Raw genomic sequence first — 16,604 nt, 5'->3', positions numbered from 1 at the left:
CGGTCAGTGCGACTCGGGCTTCGACACCGGTAGGTCGGCGAACGCGGCCACGGTCCGGTCGGCGTACGCGCTGGCGTCGCCGGTCTCCATCGGACCGTCCCAGGTGGTGGGGAGCGGCACCGGGACGGCCGGGTTGACCCGGCGGACGATCTCGTCCAGCACGGTCTCGGCGTCGCCGACCCAGAGGTGTTTGGCCCCCGCCACCGCGACCACCTCGGCCTGCGGGACGACCGCGAACCGGCGTCGGGCCTCGTCCGGACGCAGGTAGTCGTCGAACTCGGGAACCAGCGCGGTCAGGGGCCGACCGGAGGCGGCCCAGGTGGCCAGGTCGTCGTCGTCGGCGGTACGCAGCGGCGGCGAGAGCAGGATCGCGCCGACCACGCCGGGGTCGCAGCCGTGCCGGAGGGTGAGGTCGGTGCCGAACGACCAGCCGACCAGCCAGATGTTCGGCAGTTCGTTGAACTCGGCGTACTCGATCGCGGCGGCCACGTCGTAGCGTTCGGCGTCACCGGCGTCGAAGGTTCCCTCGCTGGTGCCGCGCACGCTGCTGGTGCCCCGGGTGTTGAACCGCAGCACCGCGAGGTCGGCCAGCGCGGGCAGCCGCCAGGCGGCCTTGCGGAACACGTGGCTGTCCATCATCCCGCCGTGGGTGGGCAGCGGGTGCAGGCAGATCAGGGTGGCGACCGGTTCCCGGTCGGCCGGCAGCGCCAGTTCGCCGACCAGGCGCAGGCCGTCGGCGGTGTGCAGCTCGATGTCCTCCCGGCGGGCGGGCAGGATGCTGGCGGCGCGGATCGGTGTGCTCACCGGTCCAGTCTCACCCAGGTCTACGGGGTCAGCCGTACCGGGGGGCGCTGCGGGAGCGTTCCACCCCGGGGGCCCGCCGGTCCCGGGCCCGCCAGCAGCCGGTGTGCCAGTGGCGCCGGTCACCGAGGTCACCCCGGCCGTCGGCTGGCCAGGCCACCACGTGCGCCACCCCGGGCCGGATCTCCTGGACACAGCCGGGACAGCGGTACGTCTTCCCGGCGGCGGAGGCGGGGATGGCCCGGACCTGCCATTCGCCGTCCTGCCACGTCTGCACCGAGCCGACGCCGCGCTCCAGCCGCTCCCGGTCCAGCGGCGGGGCCTCCTCGGGGCGGGGTCGGTTGCGACGGGGACTCACCTTTCCAGCGTACGCAGCCGGGACACCGGCCGATCAAGGCACCACGACCGCGATCTCCATTACCTCAGGTAGCTGTCAGATCACAGTCAGCATCAGCAAAAACGCCGCATACAGGTTTAACGTTCGCGAATAGCGGTCGTCCCTGAACGGACGGCGGCTACGGAGCAAGGAGGGCGCCATGTGGAGCAGGCGCGTCACCACCCTGACCATCCTCACCACCGCGGTTACCGCGGCCGCCGCGTTCGTCGCGACGCCGTCCGCCGTCGCCGAGCGGGCCGGCGACCCGATCTACGGCGATTTCAACATGGACATGATCAGAGATCGGGTGGTTCTGGGAGCCATCAACCCCAACCTCTGCTCGATGATCGTGGAGTACGGCGCCGGGCAGGGCGTCTTCGTACCGCCGATCGCCTTCGTCTACCAGGCGCCCGGGGTGACGACCGGGACCAACTGCCCGGACATCGGCACCGCTTTCGATGCCGACAACGACCAGACGGACGAACTCTATGTCGCCTGGAGCAACGGACCGCCACCCGGCGTGACTTACAACCGGCTCATCATCGACCAGAACTTCACGACGCTCCTCACCTACCAGGCCGCGCAGATCAACGCGCCGACCGTCGTCGGGTCGGCGGACTTCACCGGCACGGGACGGGCGCTGCCCTTCGTGATCGGTCCCGGCGGCTACAGCACCGCGATTCTCGTGGAAGGTCTCCCCGTTGTCGGCCCACAGCAGTGGTGTTCGGTCGACGCGCCCGCCTTCGTCCACGCCCGGTTCGACAACGACGCGGCGATCGACACGCTGCTGTCGTACCGTCGGGCCTGCGGCGACAACAGCAGCGGCGTGGTGGTGCTGTTCGACGACGGCACCGTACGCCGGTTGGAACACGACCCGGCCGGCGAGAGCCGCTGGCGGGTCACCACCGCCTACCTCAGCCCTGACCAGCTGCTGGACGTCCGGGCCGAGAACCTCGGCACCGGCCGGGTCGAGTACTACTACAGCACCGGCCTGGGCGACTTCGTCCGGGGCCCGAAGGCGAACACCGACCGGGTCACCCTGCCCCGCAGCCGGCCGATCGCGATCGACGTGTTGGCCAACGACTGGACGGCGTCGGAGACCGAGGTGATCGTGACGACTCCACCCCGGTACGGCCGGGTGCAGGTGCTGTCCGACCGCCGGATCCTCTACTCGCCGAACCCGACCCACGGTCGGACCGACCGGTTCACCTACGCGCTCCTCCGGGAAGGCCGGCGCAGCAGTGCGGTGGTCTACCTCACCTTCCCGGCGGCGCCGTAGCGCGAGGACGCCACGCCGGATTCGCCGGTGCGGCGGGACCCGGCCGGGGGGTGGTGGAACGCCGACCGGCTCCGAGCACGGTTCGAGTCGACCCGGCAATCCGGCGCCGCAGCACCCCGAGAGCAGCGCCGACAAACGTCCTGAACTGCGGAAATGTTCCCAGGAGAGCTGTCGGATCACAGTCAGACCGGAACGACCTCTATCAAAAGGTGTCTAACGTCCGTATCAGGAGCGGTCCAGCATACGGAACGGGGTTAACAGCAGGAGGCACCATGTCCAGCAGGCGCCTTGCGGCAGCGGTCGCGGTGCTCGTCGCGATCGCGACCGGTGCGGCGGCACCCGCCGCCCACGCGGCCCTACCCGGCGAGCCCCTCTACGGGGACTTCAACGCCGACGGAATCACCGACCTCGCGGTCCTCGGCGAAACCGCCCCCAACCTCTGCTCGACGATCGTCGAACTCGGTCAGGCACCCGGTGTCTACGCACCGCCGGTCGCCTACACCTACCTGCGCCCCAACGGCACCTCCGAGGCGCACTGCCCGGACGTCGGGGTCGCGCTCAGCGTGGACGACGACCCCGCCGACGAACTCTGGGTGGGCTGGTCCACCGATGCGCCGGTCACCGTCTCCTTCAACCGCCTCGTGCTGCAGCCGCCGACCTTCATACCCAGCGCGTACCACACCTCGCTCATCCGGCAACCCAGCTTCGTCGGGGTGGGAACGTTCATCCTGGGCGGCCGGAAGAGCCCGTACGACGTGGGGCCGGGTGGGGTGCAGAACTTCGTGATCAACGGCGCCTCGGTGGTACCGGGACCGGTCGCGTTCTGCACCGTCGACAGCCCCGCGGTCATCGTGGGCGACTTCAACCGCGACGGCGTTGACGGCGTGCTGGTCAGCTACCGGCAGAGCTGCGCCGACAACAGCAGTGGCGTGCTGCGGATCCGCAACAACGGCACGGTCGCGCAGATCCTGGAGACCGATCCGACCGGCGCGACGTCCTGGGGCAGCCAGGCGGTGAACGCCAACGACGACCGGTACACCGACGTCCGCACCGTGAACCGTGGCACCGGCCAGGTCAACCACTTCATCAACCACACGGTCGGCACCGAGACCACCTTCATCAAGGCGCCGGACGCGAACACCGACCGGGTCCGACTTCCCTCGGTCAAGGCGCTGGCGATCGACGTGCTCGCCAACGACTACGCCACCCGGAACGTTGAGTTGGTCATCACCCAACAGCCCCGGTACGGCAGGGTCCAGGTGCAGTCCGACGGACGGATCGTCTACCGGCCGAACCCCCGGTACGGCCGCACCGACCGGTTCACCTACCAGCTCCGCGAGGACGGAAAGCGGAGCACCGCGACGGTCACCGTCCAGTTCCCGGGCTGAATCCCGAACACCGACGTACGCACGAGGAGGCGAACGCCATGTGGCGGAAGCGCACAGCCCTGCTGACGGCGGCAATGCTGCTGGTCACGGCGGGTGCGGTCGTCGGCCGCGCCGCTCCGGCCTGGGCCGGCGGCCGGGGCGAGCAGATAATCGGCGACGTCAACGGCGACGGCTTCACCGACCGGGTCACCCTCGGGGTGGTCGACCCGGACTTCTGCTCGGTCATCGTCGAGTACGGCACCCCGTCCGGCGACTACCGGCTTCCGGCGGCCTACGTCTACCTGCGACCGGGCGGCAGCGGGCCCAGCACCCGCTGCCCCGAACTTGGGGTGGCGATCGACCTGGACACCGACCGGACCGAGGAACTGGTGGTGGCCTGGTATCCGGGCCCGCCGCCGACCCTGCCGTACAACCTGATGGTGCTGAACACCGCGTTCCAGCCGTCGTTCGGCCTCGTCGAGGCGGTCTTCGCGCCGTACTACCTGGGCGAGGCCGACTTCAACGGCGACGGCCGTCAGGACGTCTACTCGGTCACCGACCAGGGGCAGGGCATCGAGACGTACCTGAACCTGGGCAACGGCACACTGACCCCCGGACCGGCGGAGTGGTGCGCCCGGCCGATCCAGTACGAGCTGAGCGACCTCGACGTCGACGGCCGGATGGACTTCGTCAACAGCTACACCGAACGCTGCCTGTCGGCCACCTTCGCCAGCGGAGTGACGGTGGTGCTGGACGACGGCACCCCGCTGGAACTGGAGCGCGACCCGATCGGGATGGAGACCTGGACCGTGCGGGTGACACACCTCAACGCTGACCGGTTACCGGACATCCGGACCGTCTCCCGGCTCACCGGCGAGGTCGACTACTTCATCAACACCGGCGGCCGGTACGTCCAGACGCCGCAGGCGAACACCGACACCGTCTACCTCACCGGCACCCGGGCCGTGACGATCAGCGTGCTCGCGAACGACTGGGCGACCAGCGCGGCGACGGTCACCATCACCTCGCCGCCCCGGTACGGCACCGCCCAGGTGATCAGCGGCGGCCGGATCGTCTACCGGCCCCGGGCGAACCACGGCACGACGGACCGGTTCACCTACCAACTGACCGACGACGGCCGGCGGAGCAGCGCGGTCGTGTACATCCGGTGGACCGGATAAGTCCAACCCGGTCCGGGTTGGCCAGCCCGAGGAGGCGTGCCATGAGGGGTAGGCGGATCGCCGCGGTCACCGTGGTGGTGACCATGGCGACGGTCGGCGCGACGGGTCTCGGTGCGCTCCCGGCCACGGCCGGTGGGCCCGGCGAGCCGATGATCGTCGACGTGAACGGGGACGCCCGGCCGGACCGGGCGGTGCTCACCGCGGTCATGGGAGCCGCGGTCGCCTGCCAGGTGGTGGTCAGCCTGGGGCTCGCCGGCGGCGGCTACGGGCCGCAGCAGGCCTACTCCTATCTCTCGCTGCCGGCCGACGAGCCGAACTGCCCGGACATGGGGGTGGGGCTGAACCTCGACGCGGACGTTCCGGCCGAACTCGCGGTGACCTGGTTCGCCGGGCCGCCCACGACCGTGTCGAGCACGCTGCTGGTGCTGGACAACTTCCGGGTCGCCCACGGCTTCAACACCATCTACCAACCCAGCTACATCGGCACCGCCGACTTCGACGGCGACCGGCGGCAGGACATCTACGAGTGGACCGACCAGGGCGAGGGTTTCGCCACCTATCTCGCCACAGGTACCGGCACGCTGGTGCCGGGCCCGGTCCACCACTGCTCCGGTCCACTCACCTATCGCCTCGGCGACTTCAACCGCAACGGCGCGATGGACGTGGTGATCGCGTACATCGAGGGGTGCGGTGCGTACTTCAGCGGGGTCGTCGTGCTCCTCGACGACGGACGCCAGGTCCACCTGCACGCCGACGTGGAGGGGTTGGGGAGTTGGACGGTCGAGACGGTCGACGCCAACCATGACGGGTGGCTCGACATCACCGCCTACGAGCAGTTCACCGGCGAGATCACCACCTTCATCAGCGTCGGCAACGGCACCTTCGTCCGGTCCCCGGTCGCGGTCCGCGACTATCCGACGGTCAGCGGCACCAAGGCGACCGGCATCCAGGTACTGGCCAACGACTACGCCACCGACCGGGCGCGGGTCACCATCTGGAGCCCACCGCAGTACGGAACGGTGAAGGTGACCACCAACGGCACCGTCATCTACACCCCGAACCCGGTACACGGCACCAGCGATGTCTTCGTCTACCGGCTGACCCAGGACGGCCGGACCAGCAACGCCGCGGTCAGCCTGAAGATCGTCGGCTGACCGTCGCCATCCAGCGTTCCCGTCCACCCGCGTGCGCCGTCCCCGCCGCGCCGTGTCATCTCACCCCGGAGGAACGTCATGTGGAGGAAGCCGGTCGCCGCCGTGGCCGTCACGGCCACACTCATCACTGTCGGTCTGATGCTCACTCCGGCCGCCTCGGCGGCCGGGCCCGGGGAGCTGTTCTTCGGTGACCTCAACGGTGACGGGGTACGCGACCGGCTCCGGCTCGGCACCGCACCGCCGCGCGCCTGTGCCGTCGCGGTCGAGTTCGGTACGGCCGAGGGCGGTTTCCTCGCCCCTCGCCGGTATCCCTACCTGCCGCTCGGCTCCCCCGCCGCGATCCGCTGCCCGAGCCTGGGGGTCGCGGTCGACCTCGACCCGCCGGTGGCCGGTACGCCGGCGGTGGACGAACTGGTGGTGGGCTGGTACGGGGGTCATCCGTGGGGGGCCGAGGAGAACCTGGTGGTACTGCGGAACCTCACTCCGGTGGATCAGGTCCGGGCGCCGCGCCGCCCCAACCACCTCGGCCTGGCTGACTTCGACGGTGACCGGCGCCCCGATCTCTACGTCTGGACCGACCAGGGTGACGGCTTCGCCACCTTCCTCAACCCGGGAATCGGCACGCTGCGGGCCGGGCCGGTGCGGTACTGCGCCGCGCTGGTCCAGCACCGGCTGGCCGACTTCGACCGGAACGGGGCGACGGACGTCGCGCTGGCCTACCTCGAACGGTGCGCGGACAGCTCGCGCGGAGTCGCGGTGGTGCTCGACGACGGCACCCTGGTCGAGTTGCAGGGAGCCGTCGACGACCGGTCGGGCTGGACGCTGCACGTGCTGAACGCGGACCGCAACGGCGTACCGGACGTGGTCACCTACCACGTGCCGAGTGGGGAGCGACGCACCTTCCTGGCGACCGGAACCGGTGCCTTTGTCGTCTCCCCGCTGGCCGTCCAGGACACCTTCACGGTCGCGAGGGTCGGCCCGACCCCGGTTCCGGTACAGGTGAACGACTGGGTCACCCGGCGGGCCCGGATCGAGATCGTCACCCCGCCGACCGCCGGCACGCTACGGGTCACCGACGGCCGGTACGTGGAGTACCTGCCCGGCCCGGACCCTGGCGTGGCCGACCAGTTCGTCTACCGGATCGACCAGGACGGCCGGAGCAGCACGGCGAGCGTGCTGATCAAGATTCCGACCACGTGATGCGTTTTATTACGTTTTCGGCACATTGGACTATTATCCGGACATCATGTCGCTGAGCTGGGCATGTATGCCTCGAAGGCCGGCCCACCCGGACGGCCACCCAACGCCGAGGAGGCGCCATGTGGGCTCGACGACTTGCCGCCGTCACCGTCACGGTGACCGTGGCTCTGGTCGCCACGACCGTACCGGTCCGGGCCGGTGGGCCGGACGAGCCGATCGTCGCCGACGTGAACGGCGACGGGGTCGCGGACCGGAACACCCTCAGTCACCTGTCCGGCCCGAACCAGTGCGGGATCCTGGTCGAACTCGGCCTGCCCGGCGGCGGCTACGCACCGGCGGAGTCCTATCCGTACCTGTCGGCGCTCTACTGCCCGGACATGGGGGTCGGGCTCGACCTCGACGGCGACGCCGCCGAGGAGCTGGCGATCACCTGGTTCTCCGGGCCGCCGCCGTCGGTCGACCACACCCTGCTGGTGCTCGACGGGTTCGCCGTCTCGGCCGGCTTCGACACCATCTTCCAGCCCAGCTACATCGGCACCGCCGACTTCAACGGGGACGGTCGACAGGACGTCTACGAGTGGACCGACCAGGGAGACGGTTTCACCACGTACCTGAACACCGGCACCGGGGCGCTGACGCCCGGTCCGGTGCGGTACTGCTCCGGCCGGCCCGAGTTCCAGCTCGCGGACTTCGACGCCGACACGGCGATGGACGTCGTCATCGGGTATTTCGAGGGCTGCGGGAGCTACTTCACCGGAGTGGTGGTGGTGCTCGACGACGGCACGGTGGTGGACCTGCAGGGTGACGTGAACGGTGACGACCAGTGGACGGTCGAGGCGCTGGACGTGAACGGCGACGGGCACCTGGACGTCCGTACCACCAGCACCATGACCGGCGTACAACACGTCTTCCTCGGTACCGGTACCGGCGCCTTCCACCGGAGTCCCACGGCGATCCTGGACAACTTCCGGGTCAGCGGCCTCCGAGCCACCAACCTCGCGGTACGCGCCAACGACTACGCCACCGGCAGGGCCAGGCTCAGCATCGTCACCTCGCCGGCGCACGGGTCGGTGCAGATCACCAGCGCCGGGACGATCATCTACCGGCCGAACCCGAACGCCCGGGCCGCGGCCGACCGGTTCGTCTACCGGCTCACCGAGCAGGGCCGGGCCAGCAACGCGGCGGTCAGCCTGCGACTCGCCCGCTGAACCCGGCCGGACGTCCGGTCCAGAATCGTGTCCGGTCAACCGGGGCCGGGGTTATGTCCGATCGACCGGGGCCGGGGGGGGTCGCCGGGTGGTCAGCCGGCCGGGGTCGCCGGGTGGTCGCGGAAGCCTCGACCGGTACGCCGGCCGAGGCAACCGGCGGTGACCAACTGCTCCAGCAGGGACGCCGGAGCCAGCCCCGGTTCCCGCGTCGACCGGTAGAGCCCCCGTTGCACGGCCAGCGCGACATCCAGGCCGATCCGGTCCAGCATCGCGAACGGCCCGACCGGGTAGCCGCAGCCGAGCGTCATCGCGTGGTCGATGTCGTCCGCCGTCGCGTACGACTCGGCGAGCATCCGCACCGCGTCGTTCAGGTACGGGAACAGCAGGTTGTTGACGACGTACCCGGCCCGGTCGGCGCAGACCACCGCGGTCCGTCCGAGCCGGGCGCAGACCGACCGGGCGGTGGCGACCGCCTCCGCCGAGGTCCGGACGGTACGGACGATCTCCACCAGGGGTGCCTCCGGTGCCACCGTGCCGAAGTGCAGGCCGACCACGTCGGCCGGCCGCCCGGTCGCCATCGCCAGCTCGATCACCGGCAGCACGGCGCCGGTGGCGACGAGCAGCGTCTCCGGCCCGCACCGCCGGCCCAGCTCGGCGAAGAGCGCCCGCTGCCCGGCCAACCCGTTGGAGTGCGCCGCCCCGTCGGGGGTCGCGGGCACGTCGGGGGTCGCCACCACGACCAGGTCCAGGTCGGCCAGCGTGGCGAGGTCCGGCTCGGTGAACCCGGCGAAATCAGGGGCGGCGAGCCCGGTCGGGTCCACGGCGGCCTCCGGGCCGGCCCACGGCACCGGGGCCACGGTGTACCCGGCCCCGGCGAAGAGGTCGACGAGGGCGGCGGCGGGCGCCCCGGACCCGACCACCCCGACGGTGCCGACCGGACGACCGCCGTCCGGCGACGCCTCCTCCGCCGTCGACCCGTCGGCTGCGACCTTCGCCGAACCCGGCTGCTCGTACCGGTAGAAGCCCTGGCCGGACTTGCGGCCGAGCAGGCCCGCCACCACCATCTGGCGCAGCAGCGGGGCCGGGGCGTGCCGCTGGTTGCGGCCACCCCGCCGGTACATGGTCTCCAGGATCTCGTACGCCGTGTCGAGGCCGATCAGGTCCAGCAGGGCGAGCGGACCCATCGGCAGCCCGGCGCCGAGCCGCATCGCGGTGTCGATCTCCTCGCGGGAGGCGTGGCCGGCGTCGTACATGCCGACGGCCTGGTTGAGATAGCCGAAGAGCAGCGCGTTGGCGACAAACCCGGCCCGGTCGCCGATGGTCACCCCGACCTTGCCGAGCCGGGCGCAGAGCGTCTCGACGGTGGTCACCACCTCGGGGGCGGTGACCACCGTCCGGACCACCTCGACCAGCTTCATCACCGGCGCCGGGTTGAAGAAGTGCATGCCGATGACCTGACCCGGCCGGCCGGTGGCGACGGCGATCTCGGTGACACTCAGCGAGGAGGTGTTGCTGGCCAGGATCGCGTTGGGCTTGCAGATGGTGTCCAGGTCGGCGAAGAGCCGCCGCTTCAGGTCCAGCCGCTCGGGCACCGCCTCGACGACCAGGTTCACGTCGGCCAGCGCGGCCAGTCCGGCCGCGAAGGTCACCCGGCCGAGCAGGGCGTCCCGGTCGGCCTCGGCGAGTTTGCCCCGGCGTACCGCCCGCTCGGTGGAGGCGGTGAGGATGGCCCGGCCGCGTTCCAGCGCCTCCGGGGTGATCTCGACGGCGACCACCTCGAGTCCGCTGCGGGCGAAGACCTCCGCGATGCCGGCGCCCATGGTCCCGAGGCCGACGACGCCCACCCGCGAGATGCCGGTTCCGTCGGTGAACCCGTCTGCCACTGGAGCCTCCCGCGTCGTTGCCGGGCCGCCACCCGAACGGCCACCAAGCGCACTGCGCGCGAGTCTGCCATGCCGTGCGCCGCTGTCGGAACGGCACGTCCGCCCGGGTGCCGGTCGCCCCGTCGAGCGGCCGCGGAGGATCCGACCCCTTCGGTCAGCGGGCGCCGGTCAGCTCCAGCAGCGCGGCGACGAACTCGGCCGGCCGTTCGACGTTCGGTGAGTGGCCGCAGCCGGCGAAGACCAGCTCCCGGTAGCTGCCGCCGGCCACCGCGTACCGCTCCAGCACCGCCCGGGTCTGGCCGACCATCGGCTGCGGCGGGCAGGCGTCCGCGCCGGGCCAGCCGGGGACCAGGCCGAGCGAGCCGAGGTACGCCAGGTCGAACAGAGAGGTGTCCGAGACGATCACGTCGGCGTCGCCGCGTACCCAGGTGATCGGCGGCTTGACCGGGACGGCGACCAGTTCGTCGGCGATCCGGAAGTGCTTCGGGGCCAGGGTGTTCAGCACGCCCCGGTCCCCCGGCGCGGTACCCGGCCAGGTCTCGACCCGCTCGGCGGTACCCGGGTAGTTGTCGTCACCGACGGCGGTGGAGAGTACCGAGTCGAGCAGCAGTTCCTCGTCCGGACCGAGGCTCGCCGGGTCCGCCACGTACGCGCCGCGCAGCACGTTGCGCGGGCTGGTCGGGCCGTCGGCTCCCCGGTCCCCGGCGGCGAGCCGCTGTACGAAGTCCGGGTTGGCGCTGCCCGCCCCGGTGCCGGCGAAGTCCGGGGTGGTCGGGGTGCCGACCAGGTCCCGGGTGCCGCCGAACCCGTACGGCGACACCGGCGCCGCCAGCAGCAGCCCGGCCACCCGGTCGGGGTGGTCGACCAGCAGCCGCATCGCCACTCCCCCGCCGAGCGAGTGCCCGGCCACCACCGGCCGTGCCCCCGACGGGAACAGCCCGGGTATGTCGAGCAGCGCGGCCACGTCGTCGGCGAAGTCGCTCAGGCCCCGGGTCGCGTCCAGCGGGGCGGTCTCGGTACCGCCGTAGCCGCGCAGGTCGGGGGCGACCACCCGCAGGGTCGCCGGGAGCCGCCGCAGCAGCGGCTGCCAGAAGTCGGCGGAGGAGCAGTTGCCGTGGATCAGCAGTACCGGCTCGCCGTCCTCGGCGCCGGCCACCAGCACCCGCTGCCGGATGCCGTTGGCGATGATCTCCCTACGCCCGATCTCCATTCGCGGGATCATGCCAGTCGGGTCGGGGCCGCTCCATGTGGCCGACCGCCATATCCCGGCCCGCCGCCGAGGGCCCGGCCGCCATCCCCGGATCCGAGCCGCCACCAGCCTCGATGCCGGAAACCGTCGGGTCCGGTGTCGCGTGCCGCCGGCTGGTTCGCCGTCGGTTCCGCCGACTCCCCCGACCCGCGCCGCCGGAGCGGGCGGAGCCGACATCCCGGTCGACAGCGACGCCGACCCGGGTACTCAGCCCAGGGCGAGGTAGGCCCAGGCCAGCCAGCCGACCAGGGCGGCGGCGCCGAACAGCAGCAGCATCCGGCGGGACCGCCGGGGCGTACCCATCAGCTGGGTCGGCATGGTGAGCGCGGCGGCCGCCGACCCGCTCGGCCCGGGCGGAGCCGGCAGCGGCGCTGATCTCGGGCCGGTCCCGGCCCCCACCGGTACGACGGCCGGTGCCGGCGGTACGACGAGCGGCGGCGGCAGCCTACGCAGCGTGCCGACCGGCTCGGTCGGGGCCGAGCCGGGGTCGAAGAAGCGCAGCTCGACGTGGCCGATCCGGATCCGGTCGCCGTCCCGCAGTTCGGTCCCCGCGCCGATCCGACGGTCGTTGAGCCAGGTCCCGTTGGTCGAGCCGGTGTCGACCAGCAGCGCCCGTCCGCCGCCCAGCTCGACGGCGGCGTGCCGACGGCTGACCAGCGGATCGTCGAGCAGCACGTCGACGCCGCCCTCCCGACCGATCCGGCACAGCCCCGGCCGCAGCCGGAAACTCGCCCCCCGCAACGGTCCGCTGGTCACGGTCAACAGCGGCATGAGATGCAGCTCGTCGGACATGGATCCGCCCCAATCCACCCCGTCCCCACCCGGCCGGCGCGGCAACGCCGGCTCTGGGGTCAGCTTCCCATCCGGCGTGGCCCGGCCTCCACGTCCGGGCGGACCGAGTCGGCGTGTCCGGCCGGTGGTCCGGGGTTGCCGGTTCGGTGCGTGAACGTTGACGATCATGTTCATTCGCGTACCTACCCGCGAGTAACGCTCGGGTCTAGACTCGCGCCATGACGACCGCTCCCGGCGTGCCGACGATCGACGACGGCGAACTGGTCTCCACCAACCCGGCGACCGGGGAACTGGCGGGACGGTTCCCGGTCGCCGATCCGGCGGCGGTCACCCGGGCGGTCGACCGGGCCCGGGCGGCGACCGACTGGTGGGCCGGGCTCGGCTTCGCCAGTCGCCGTACCCGGCTGTTGCGGTGGCGGGCGTTGCTGGCGAACCGGATCTCCGAACTCGCCGCACTGTCCCACCGGGAGACCGGCAAGCCGATCGCCGACGCGGTGGTGGAGATCCTCGCGGCCATCGAACACGTCGACTGGGCGGCCCGGAACGCCAAGCGGGTGCTCCGCCGGCGCCGGGTACGCTCCCGGCTCGTCCTCGTCGAACACTCCGCGCACCTGGAGTACCAGCCGTACGGGGTGGTCGGGGTGATCGGGCCGTGGAACTATCCGGTGCTGACTCCGGTCGGCTCGCTCTGCTACGCGCTCGCGGCCGGGAACACCGTGGTCTTCAAGCCCAGCGAGTACAGCCCGGCGGTCGGGCAGTGGCTGGTCGACAGCTTCGCCGAGGTCGTACCCGAGCAGCCGGTGTTCCGGGCCGTGCACGGGCTCGGCGAGGTCGGTGCGGCGCTCTGCCGGTCCGGGGTGGACAAGCTCGCGTTCACCGGTTCCACCGCCACCGCCAAGCGGGTGATGGCCAGCTGCGCCGAGTCGCTCACCCCGGTCGTCCTGGAGGCCGGCGGCAAGGACGCGATGATCGTCGACGCCGACGCCGACCTGGACGCCGCGGCGGACGCCTGCGTCTGGGGTGCACTGACCAACGCCGGCCAGACCTGCATCGGCATCGAGCGCGCGTACGTCGTCGACGCCGTGCACGACACGTTCGTCGAGAAGGTGGTGGCGAAGGCCGGCCGGCTGACCGTGGGAGCGGACGACGCCGACATCGGCCCGATCACCATGCCCCGGCAGATCGAGGTGATCCGGCAGCACATCACCGACGCCATCGACCGGGGCGGGCGGGCCGTGCTCGGCGGTCCGGAGGCGGTACAGCCGCCGTACGTCCGGCCGACGATCCTGGTCGAGGTGCCCGAGGACGCCGACGCGGTCCGCGAGGAGACCTTCGGCCCGACGCTGACCATCAACCGGGTCGCCGACGCCGACGAGGCGGTGGCCCGGGCCAACGCCCTGCCGTACGGGCTCGGCGGGTCCGTCTTCGGCCGACGCCGGGCCACCGAACTGGCCGCCCGGATCCGGTCCGGAATGGTCGCGGTGAACTCCACGCTCACCTTCGTCGGAATGTCGACACTCCCCTTCGGCGGGGTCGGCGACTCGGGATTCGGGCGTATCCACGGCGCGGACGGACTGCGGGAATTCGCCCGCTCGAAAGCCGTCACCAGGCGACGCGGACCGTCGCCATTGCCCGCGATGACCTTTGCGCGGACTCCCGCCCAGGTCGAGCGCATTGTGAAAATGGCGCGGATATTGTACGGGCGGTGAAATGTAACTAACCGATCGTGGCGACAAATAGGCGGGTAGGACATCCCTCGTCGCTTCCCGCATCGGTACCGTTCACCCAATGGGGCTGCACGCGTTGCGATTCCGCCTGGTCGACAGCGAGAACTCCTGGGGAGCCCGGCGGCGACAACGTCGGGCCGGCTGGCTCGCCGAGACGTTCCCGGACCTGGCCCAGATGTCCGTCATCGACCTCGGCGGACGGGTGAGCACCTGGGCGCAGAGCGCGGTACGACCGAAGCACGTACACGTGGTGAACCTGGAGCAGGCGCCGGCCGACGTACCGGACTGGGCCGAGGTCGACCACGGCGACGCCTGCGCACTCCCGTCGCGGATCGCCGGCCGCCGCTACGACCTGGTCTTCTCCAACTCCGTACTGGAGCACGTCGGCGGGCACGAGCGACGGCTGCGGTTCGCCGAGACGGTGCACGCGCTCGCCGACGCGCACTGGGTGCAGACGCCCTACCGCTACTTCCCCATCGAGCCACACTGGATCGCGCCGGGGATGCAGTTCACCCCGGTCCGGTTCCGGGTGGCGCTGGCCCGACGCTGGCCGCTCGCGCACACCCGTCCGGACAGCCGGGAGATCGCGATCCAGCAGGTCCTCTGGACCGAGCTGGTGGACCGTTCCCAGATGCGGCACTACTTCCCGTACTCACAGATCCGCGCCGAACGGCTCGCCGGTCTGATCAAGTCCCTGATCGCGGTCCGCACCGCGGCGGCCTGAGCCGCCCGGCGGCGCTCACCCGGTCGACGTCGGCGGCCTGACCGGGCCGGGCGGGACTGGCGGCCTGACCGGGCCGGGCGGGACCGGCGGCCAGGCCGGGTCGGGCGGCACCGGCGGCCAGGCCGGGTCCGGCGACACCGGCCGGGCGGCCCGGTGACCGAGCCAACCGGCAAGGGCGGTGCCGAGCAGGGCGAGCAGGAGGCCGAGCAGGGCAGCTCCCCGGTGGCCCGTCAACCCGTTCGCCCAGCCGGCGAACGGCAGCAGCGACCCGGCTGCGGTGAGGACCCCGACCAGGACGATCAGGAGCGGTCTCCGGACGCCCCAGAGCCGTGCCGCCTCGGTGACCACACCGACGATCCCGACCAGGAGGAAGAACGCCCCCACCGGGATCAGGGCCAGCGTCCCCAGCACCAGGAGGTCCCCGAGCAGGTACGCGCCGAGGCCGGCCGCCACGAACGGCAGACCCAGCAGGGCGGTGGTCACGAACCAGCTCGCCGACGAAGCCTCTCCCCGGGTCAGCAGCGCGCAGCCGAGGCAGATCGCCAGGCAGCCGAGGACCACCGCGATGGTGATCTCGGGCAGGAGTCCGTCCGGCAGCCGGTTCGGTTCCGGCAGCGGTACCGGCGCGACCACCTCGTCGGAGTAGGGTGCGAAGCCGACCCGGGACCACGTCCCGGTGACGTCCCGGACGGCTATCCCGTCCCGTGCGTTGGCCACCACGACGACGTGCCCGTCCCCGACCCGGCGTACCGCCAGTGCCCGGGACACCACCTCGACGTCCGGGTCCCGCACCCCGTCGTAGTGCCGGGCGAGCCACTCCCGGTGCGGCTCGGAGACCTCCCAACTCGTCCGCCAGGTGGCACCGCCGTCCCGGCTCTCCTCAACCCGCAGCCGTCCGGGGACCAGTCGGTAGCAGTACGCCACCTGGTCGGGTACACAGATCTGCTGGTGCCGGACCGAGGCACCGAGCAGCTCCGGGGCTGCCGCCTCGGCCTCCTCCGGGGTCATCGGACGCCAGTCGCGTCCGTCCGGGCCGCCGATCCGCCAGTCGAGCGGGTCGTCGGCCGGGCCGTGGTAGAGGTTGGCGCTCCCCACCACCAGGCTGCCCCGCCACACGGCGGCGCCCTCCAGGCTCGGATACTGCGGCGCGCTGGTCGCGGCGACCGCCAGCACCGCGCCGGGCAGCACGACGAACACGCCGAACCGGCGTACCGCCCGGCGGGTCACCGGCCGACGACGGGCCCGGGTGTACGTCCACCAGGCGACGCCGAGTGCGGGCAGCGCCACCAGGTCGGTACGGTCGGCGAGCACGACCGACGGTCCGCTCAGCGCGGTCCAGAGCGCGGACGCGGTCGCCGCCCCGACCGGGGTCGCCTTGACGGCCGTGAACACCACCCCCACCGTGGTCACGGCGGTTACCGCCAGCGGGGTCGGGGCCAGTCGCGGCAGCAGCCCGGCGAGGACGACGGCGAGCAGTGCCGGGGCGAAGACCAGCCCGGCCAGGTCGCTGAGTTTGCCGGTGACCAGCCCGGGGTGGGCGGCCTTCCCGACGTGGTCGTTGACCACCAGCAGCAGCACGGCGAGCAGACTCACCGGACCACCCAGCCAGGCCAGCATCACCCGGGAGGTACCACTTCTCCGCCGACTGTCCCCCATGGGACGA

Annotated in this window: 14 protein-coding genes; 8 read left to right on the top strand and 6 right to left on the bottom strand. The window is 71.8% G+C overall.

The genetic code is table 11. The annotated features are described in order from the left end of the window. Positions 1–3 precede the first annotated feature (3 nt). Both V1633_RS04660 and V1633_RS04655 read right to left on the bottom strand, forming a co-directional pair. Entirely contained in the window at positions 4–804 is an 801-nt protein-coding gene (locus tag V1633_RS04660; RefSeq protein WP_331212897.1) for an alpha/beta hydrolase, read from the bottom strand. 28 nt (positions 805–832) lie between these two features. Then, entirely contained in the window at positions 833–1,114 is a 282-nt protein-coding gene (locus tag V1633_RS04655) for a hypothetical protein (protein ID WP_407951970.1), read from the bottom strand. A 223-nt stretch (positions 1,115–1,337) separates the two neighbouring features. On the opposite strand from V1633_RS04655, the gene V1633_RS04650 reads away from it, so the two are divergent. From V1633_RS04650 to V1633_RS04625, 6 genes are all read left to right on the top strand, one after another. After that, entirely contained in the window at positions 1,338–2,456 is a 1,119-nt protein-coding gene (locus V1633_RS04650; protein WP_331212895.1) for an Ig-like domain-containing protein, read from the top strand. Positions 2,457–2,728: 272 nt separating this feature from the next. Beyond that, positions 2,729–3,844, top strand: coding sequence for an Ig-like domain-containing protein (locus tag V1633_RS04645; protein ID WP_331212894.1), 1,116 nt, complete (start codon positions 2,729–2,731; stop codon positions 3,842–3,844). Positions 3,845–3,882: 38 nt separating this feature from the next. Beyond that, entirely contained in the window at positions 3,883–5,004 is a 1,122-nt protein-coding gene (locus V1633_RS04640) for an Ig-like domain-containing protein (RefSeq protein WP_331212893.1), read from the top strand. A 41-nt stretch (positions 5,005–5,045) separates the two neighbouring features. Then, positions 5,046–6,158, top strand: coding sequence for an FG-GAP-like repeat-containing protein (locus V1633_RS04635; protein ID WP_331212892.1), 1,113 nt, complete (start codon positions 5,046–5,048; stop codon positions 6,156–6,158). Between the two features lie 78 nt (positions 6,159–6,236). Next, the gene (locus V1633_RS04630; RefSeq protein WP_331212891.1) at positions 6,237–7,358 is read left to right on the top strand and encodes an Ig-like domain-containing protein; all 1,122 of its coding nucleotides are present in this window, start codon (positions 6,237–6,239) and stop codon (positions 7,356–7,358) included. A 119-nt stretch (positions 7,359–7,477) separates the two neighbouring features. Next, on the top strand, positions 7,478–8,566 hold the full coding sequence (locus tag V1633_RS04625) for an FG-GAP-like repeat-containing protein (protein ID WP_331212890.1): 1,089 nt from the start codon (positions 7,478–7,480) through the stop codon (positions 8,564–8,566). 92 nt (positions 8,567–8,658) lie between these two features. On the opposite strand, the gene V1633_RS04620 is transcribed toward V1633_RS04625, so the two are convergent. The 3 genes from V1633_RS04620 to V1633_RS04610 form a co-directional block, all read right to left on the bottom strand. Further along, positions 8,659–10,449 carry a 3-hydroxybutyryl-CoA dehydrogenase gene (locus V1633_RS04620; protein ID WP_331212889.1) on the bottom strand — a complete coding sequence of 597 codons (1,791 nt, stop codon included), beginning with the start codon at positions 10,447–10,449 and terminating at the stop codon, positions 8,659–8,661. Between the two features lie 154 nt (positions 10,450–10,603). Further along, the gene (locus tag V1633_RS04615) at positions 10,604–11,659 is read right to left on the bottom strand and encodes an alpha/beta fold hydrolase (protein WP_331212888.1); all 1,056 of its coding nucleotides are present in this window, start codon (positions 11,657–11,659) and stop codon (positions 10,604–10,606) included. 246 nt (positions 11,660–11,905) lie between these two features. Further along, positions 11,906–12,490: an FHA domain-containing protein gene (locus V1633_RS04610; protein ID WP_331212887.1), complete on the bottom strand. Its 585-nt coding sequence runs from the start codon at positions 12,488–12,490 to the stop codon at positions 11,906–11,908. A 218-nt stretch (positions 12,491–12,708) separates the two neighbouring features. Here V1633_RS04610 and V1633_RS04605 point away from each other — a divergent pair, with 218 nt between their 5' ends. Together V1633_RS04605 and V1633_RS04600 are read left to right on the top strand one after the other, a co-directional pair. After that, the gene (locus V1633_RS04605; RefSeq protein WP_331212886.1) at positions 12,709–14,199 is read left to right on the top strand and encodes an aldehyde dehydrogenase family protein; all 1,491 of its coding nucleotides are present in this window, start codon (positions 12,709–12,711) and stop codon (positions 14,197–14,199) included. Between the two features lie 79 nt (positions 14,200–14,278). Further along, positions 14,279–14,941 carry a class I SAM-dependent methyltransferase gene (locus tag V1633_RS04600; RefSeq protein WP_331212885.1) on the top strand — a complete coding sequence of 221 codons (663 nt, stop codon included), beginning with the start codon at positions 14,279–14,281 and terminating at the stop codon, positions 14,939–14,941. Positions 14,942–14,956: 15 nt separating this feature from the next. Here the strand turns inward: V1633_RS04600 and V1633_RS04595 are convergent, their stop codons facing one another. Beyond that, complete coding sequence (locus V1633_RS04595) at positions 14,957–16,597, bottom strand: hypothetical protein (RefSeq protein WP_331212884.1); 1,641 nt, start codon at positions 16,595–16,597, stop codon at positions 14,957–14,959. Positions 16,598–16,604: the final 7 nt, after the last annotated feature.

This window comes from Plantactinospora sonchi (assembly GCF_036422035.1).
Classification (GTDB): domain Bacteria; phylum Actinomycetota; class Actinomycetes; order Mycobacteriales; family Micromonosporaceae; genus Plantactinospora; species Plantactinospora sonchi.
This window is presented reverse-complemented; position numbering and strand designations above follow the sequence as displayed.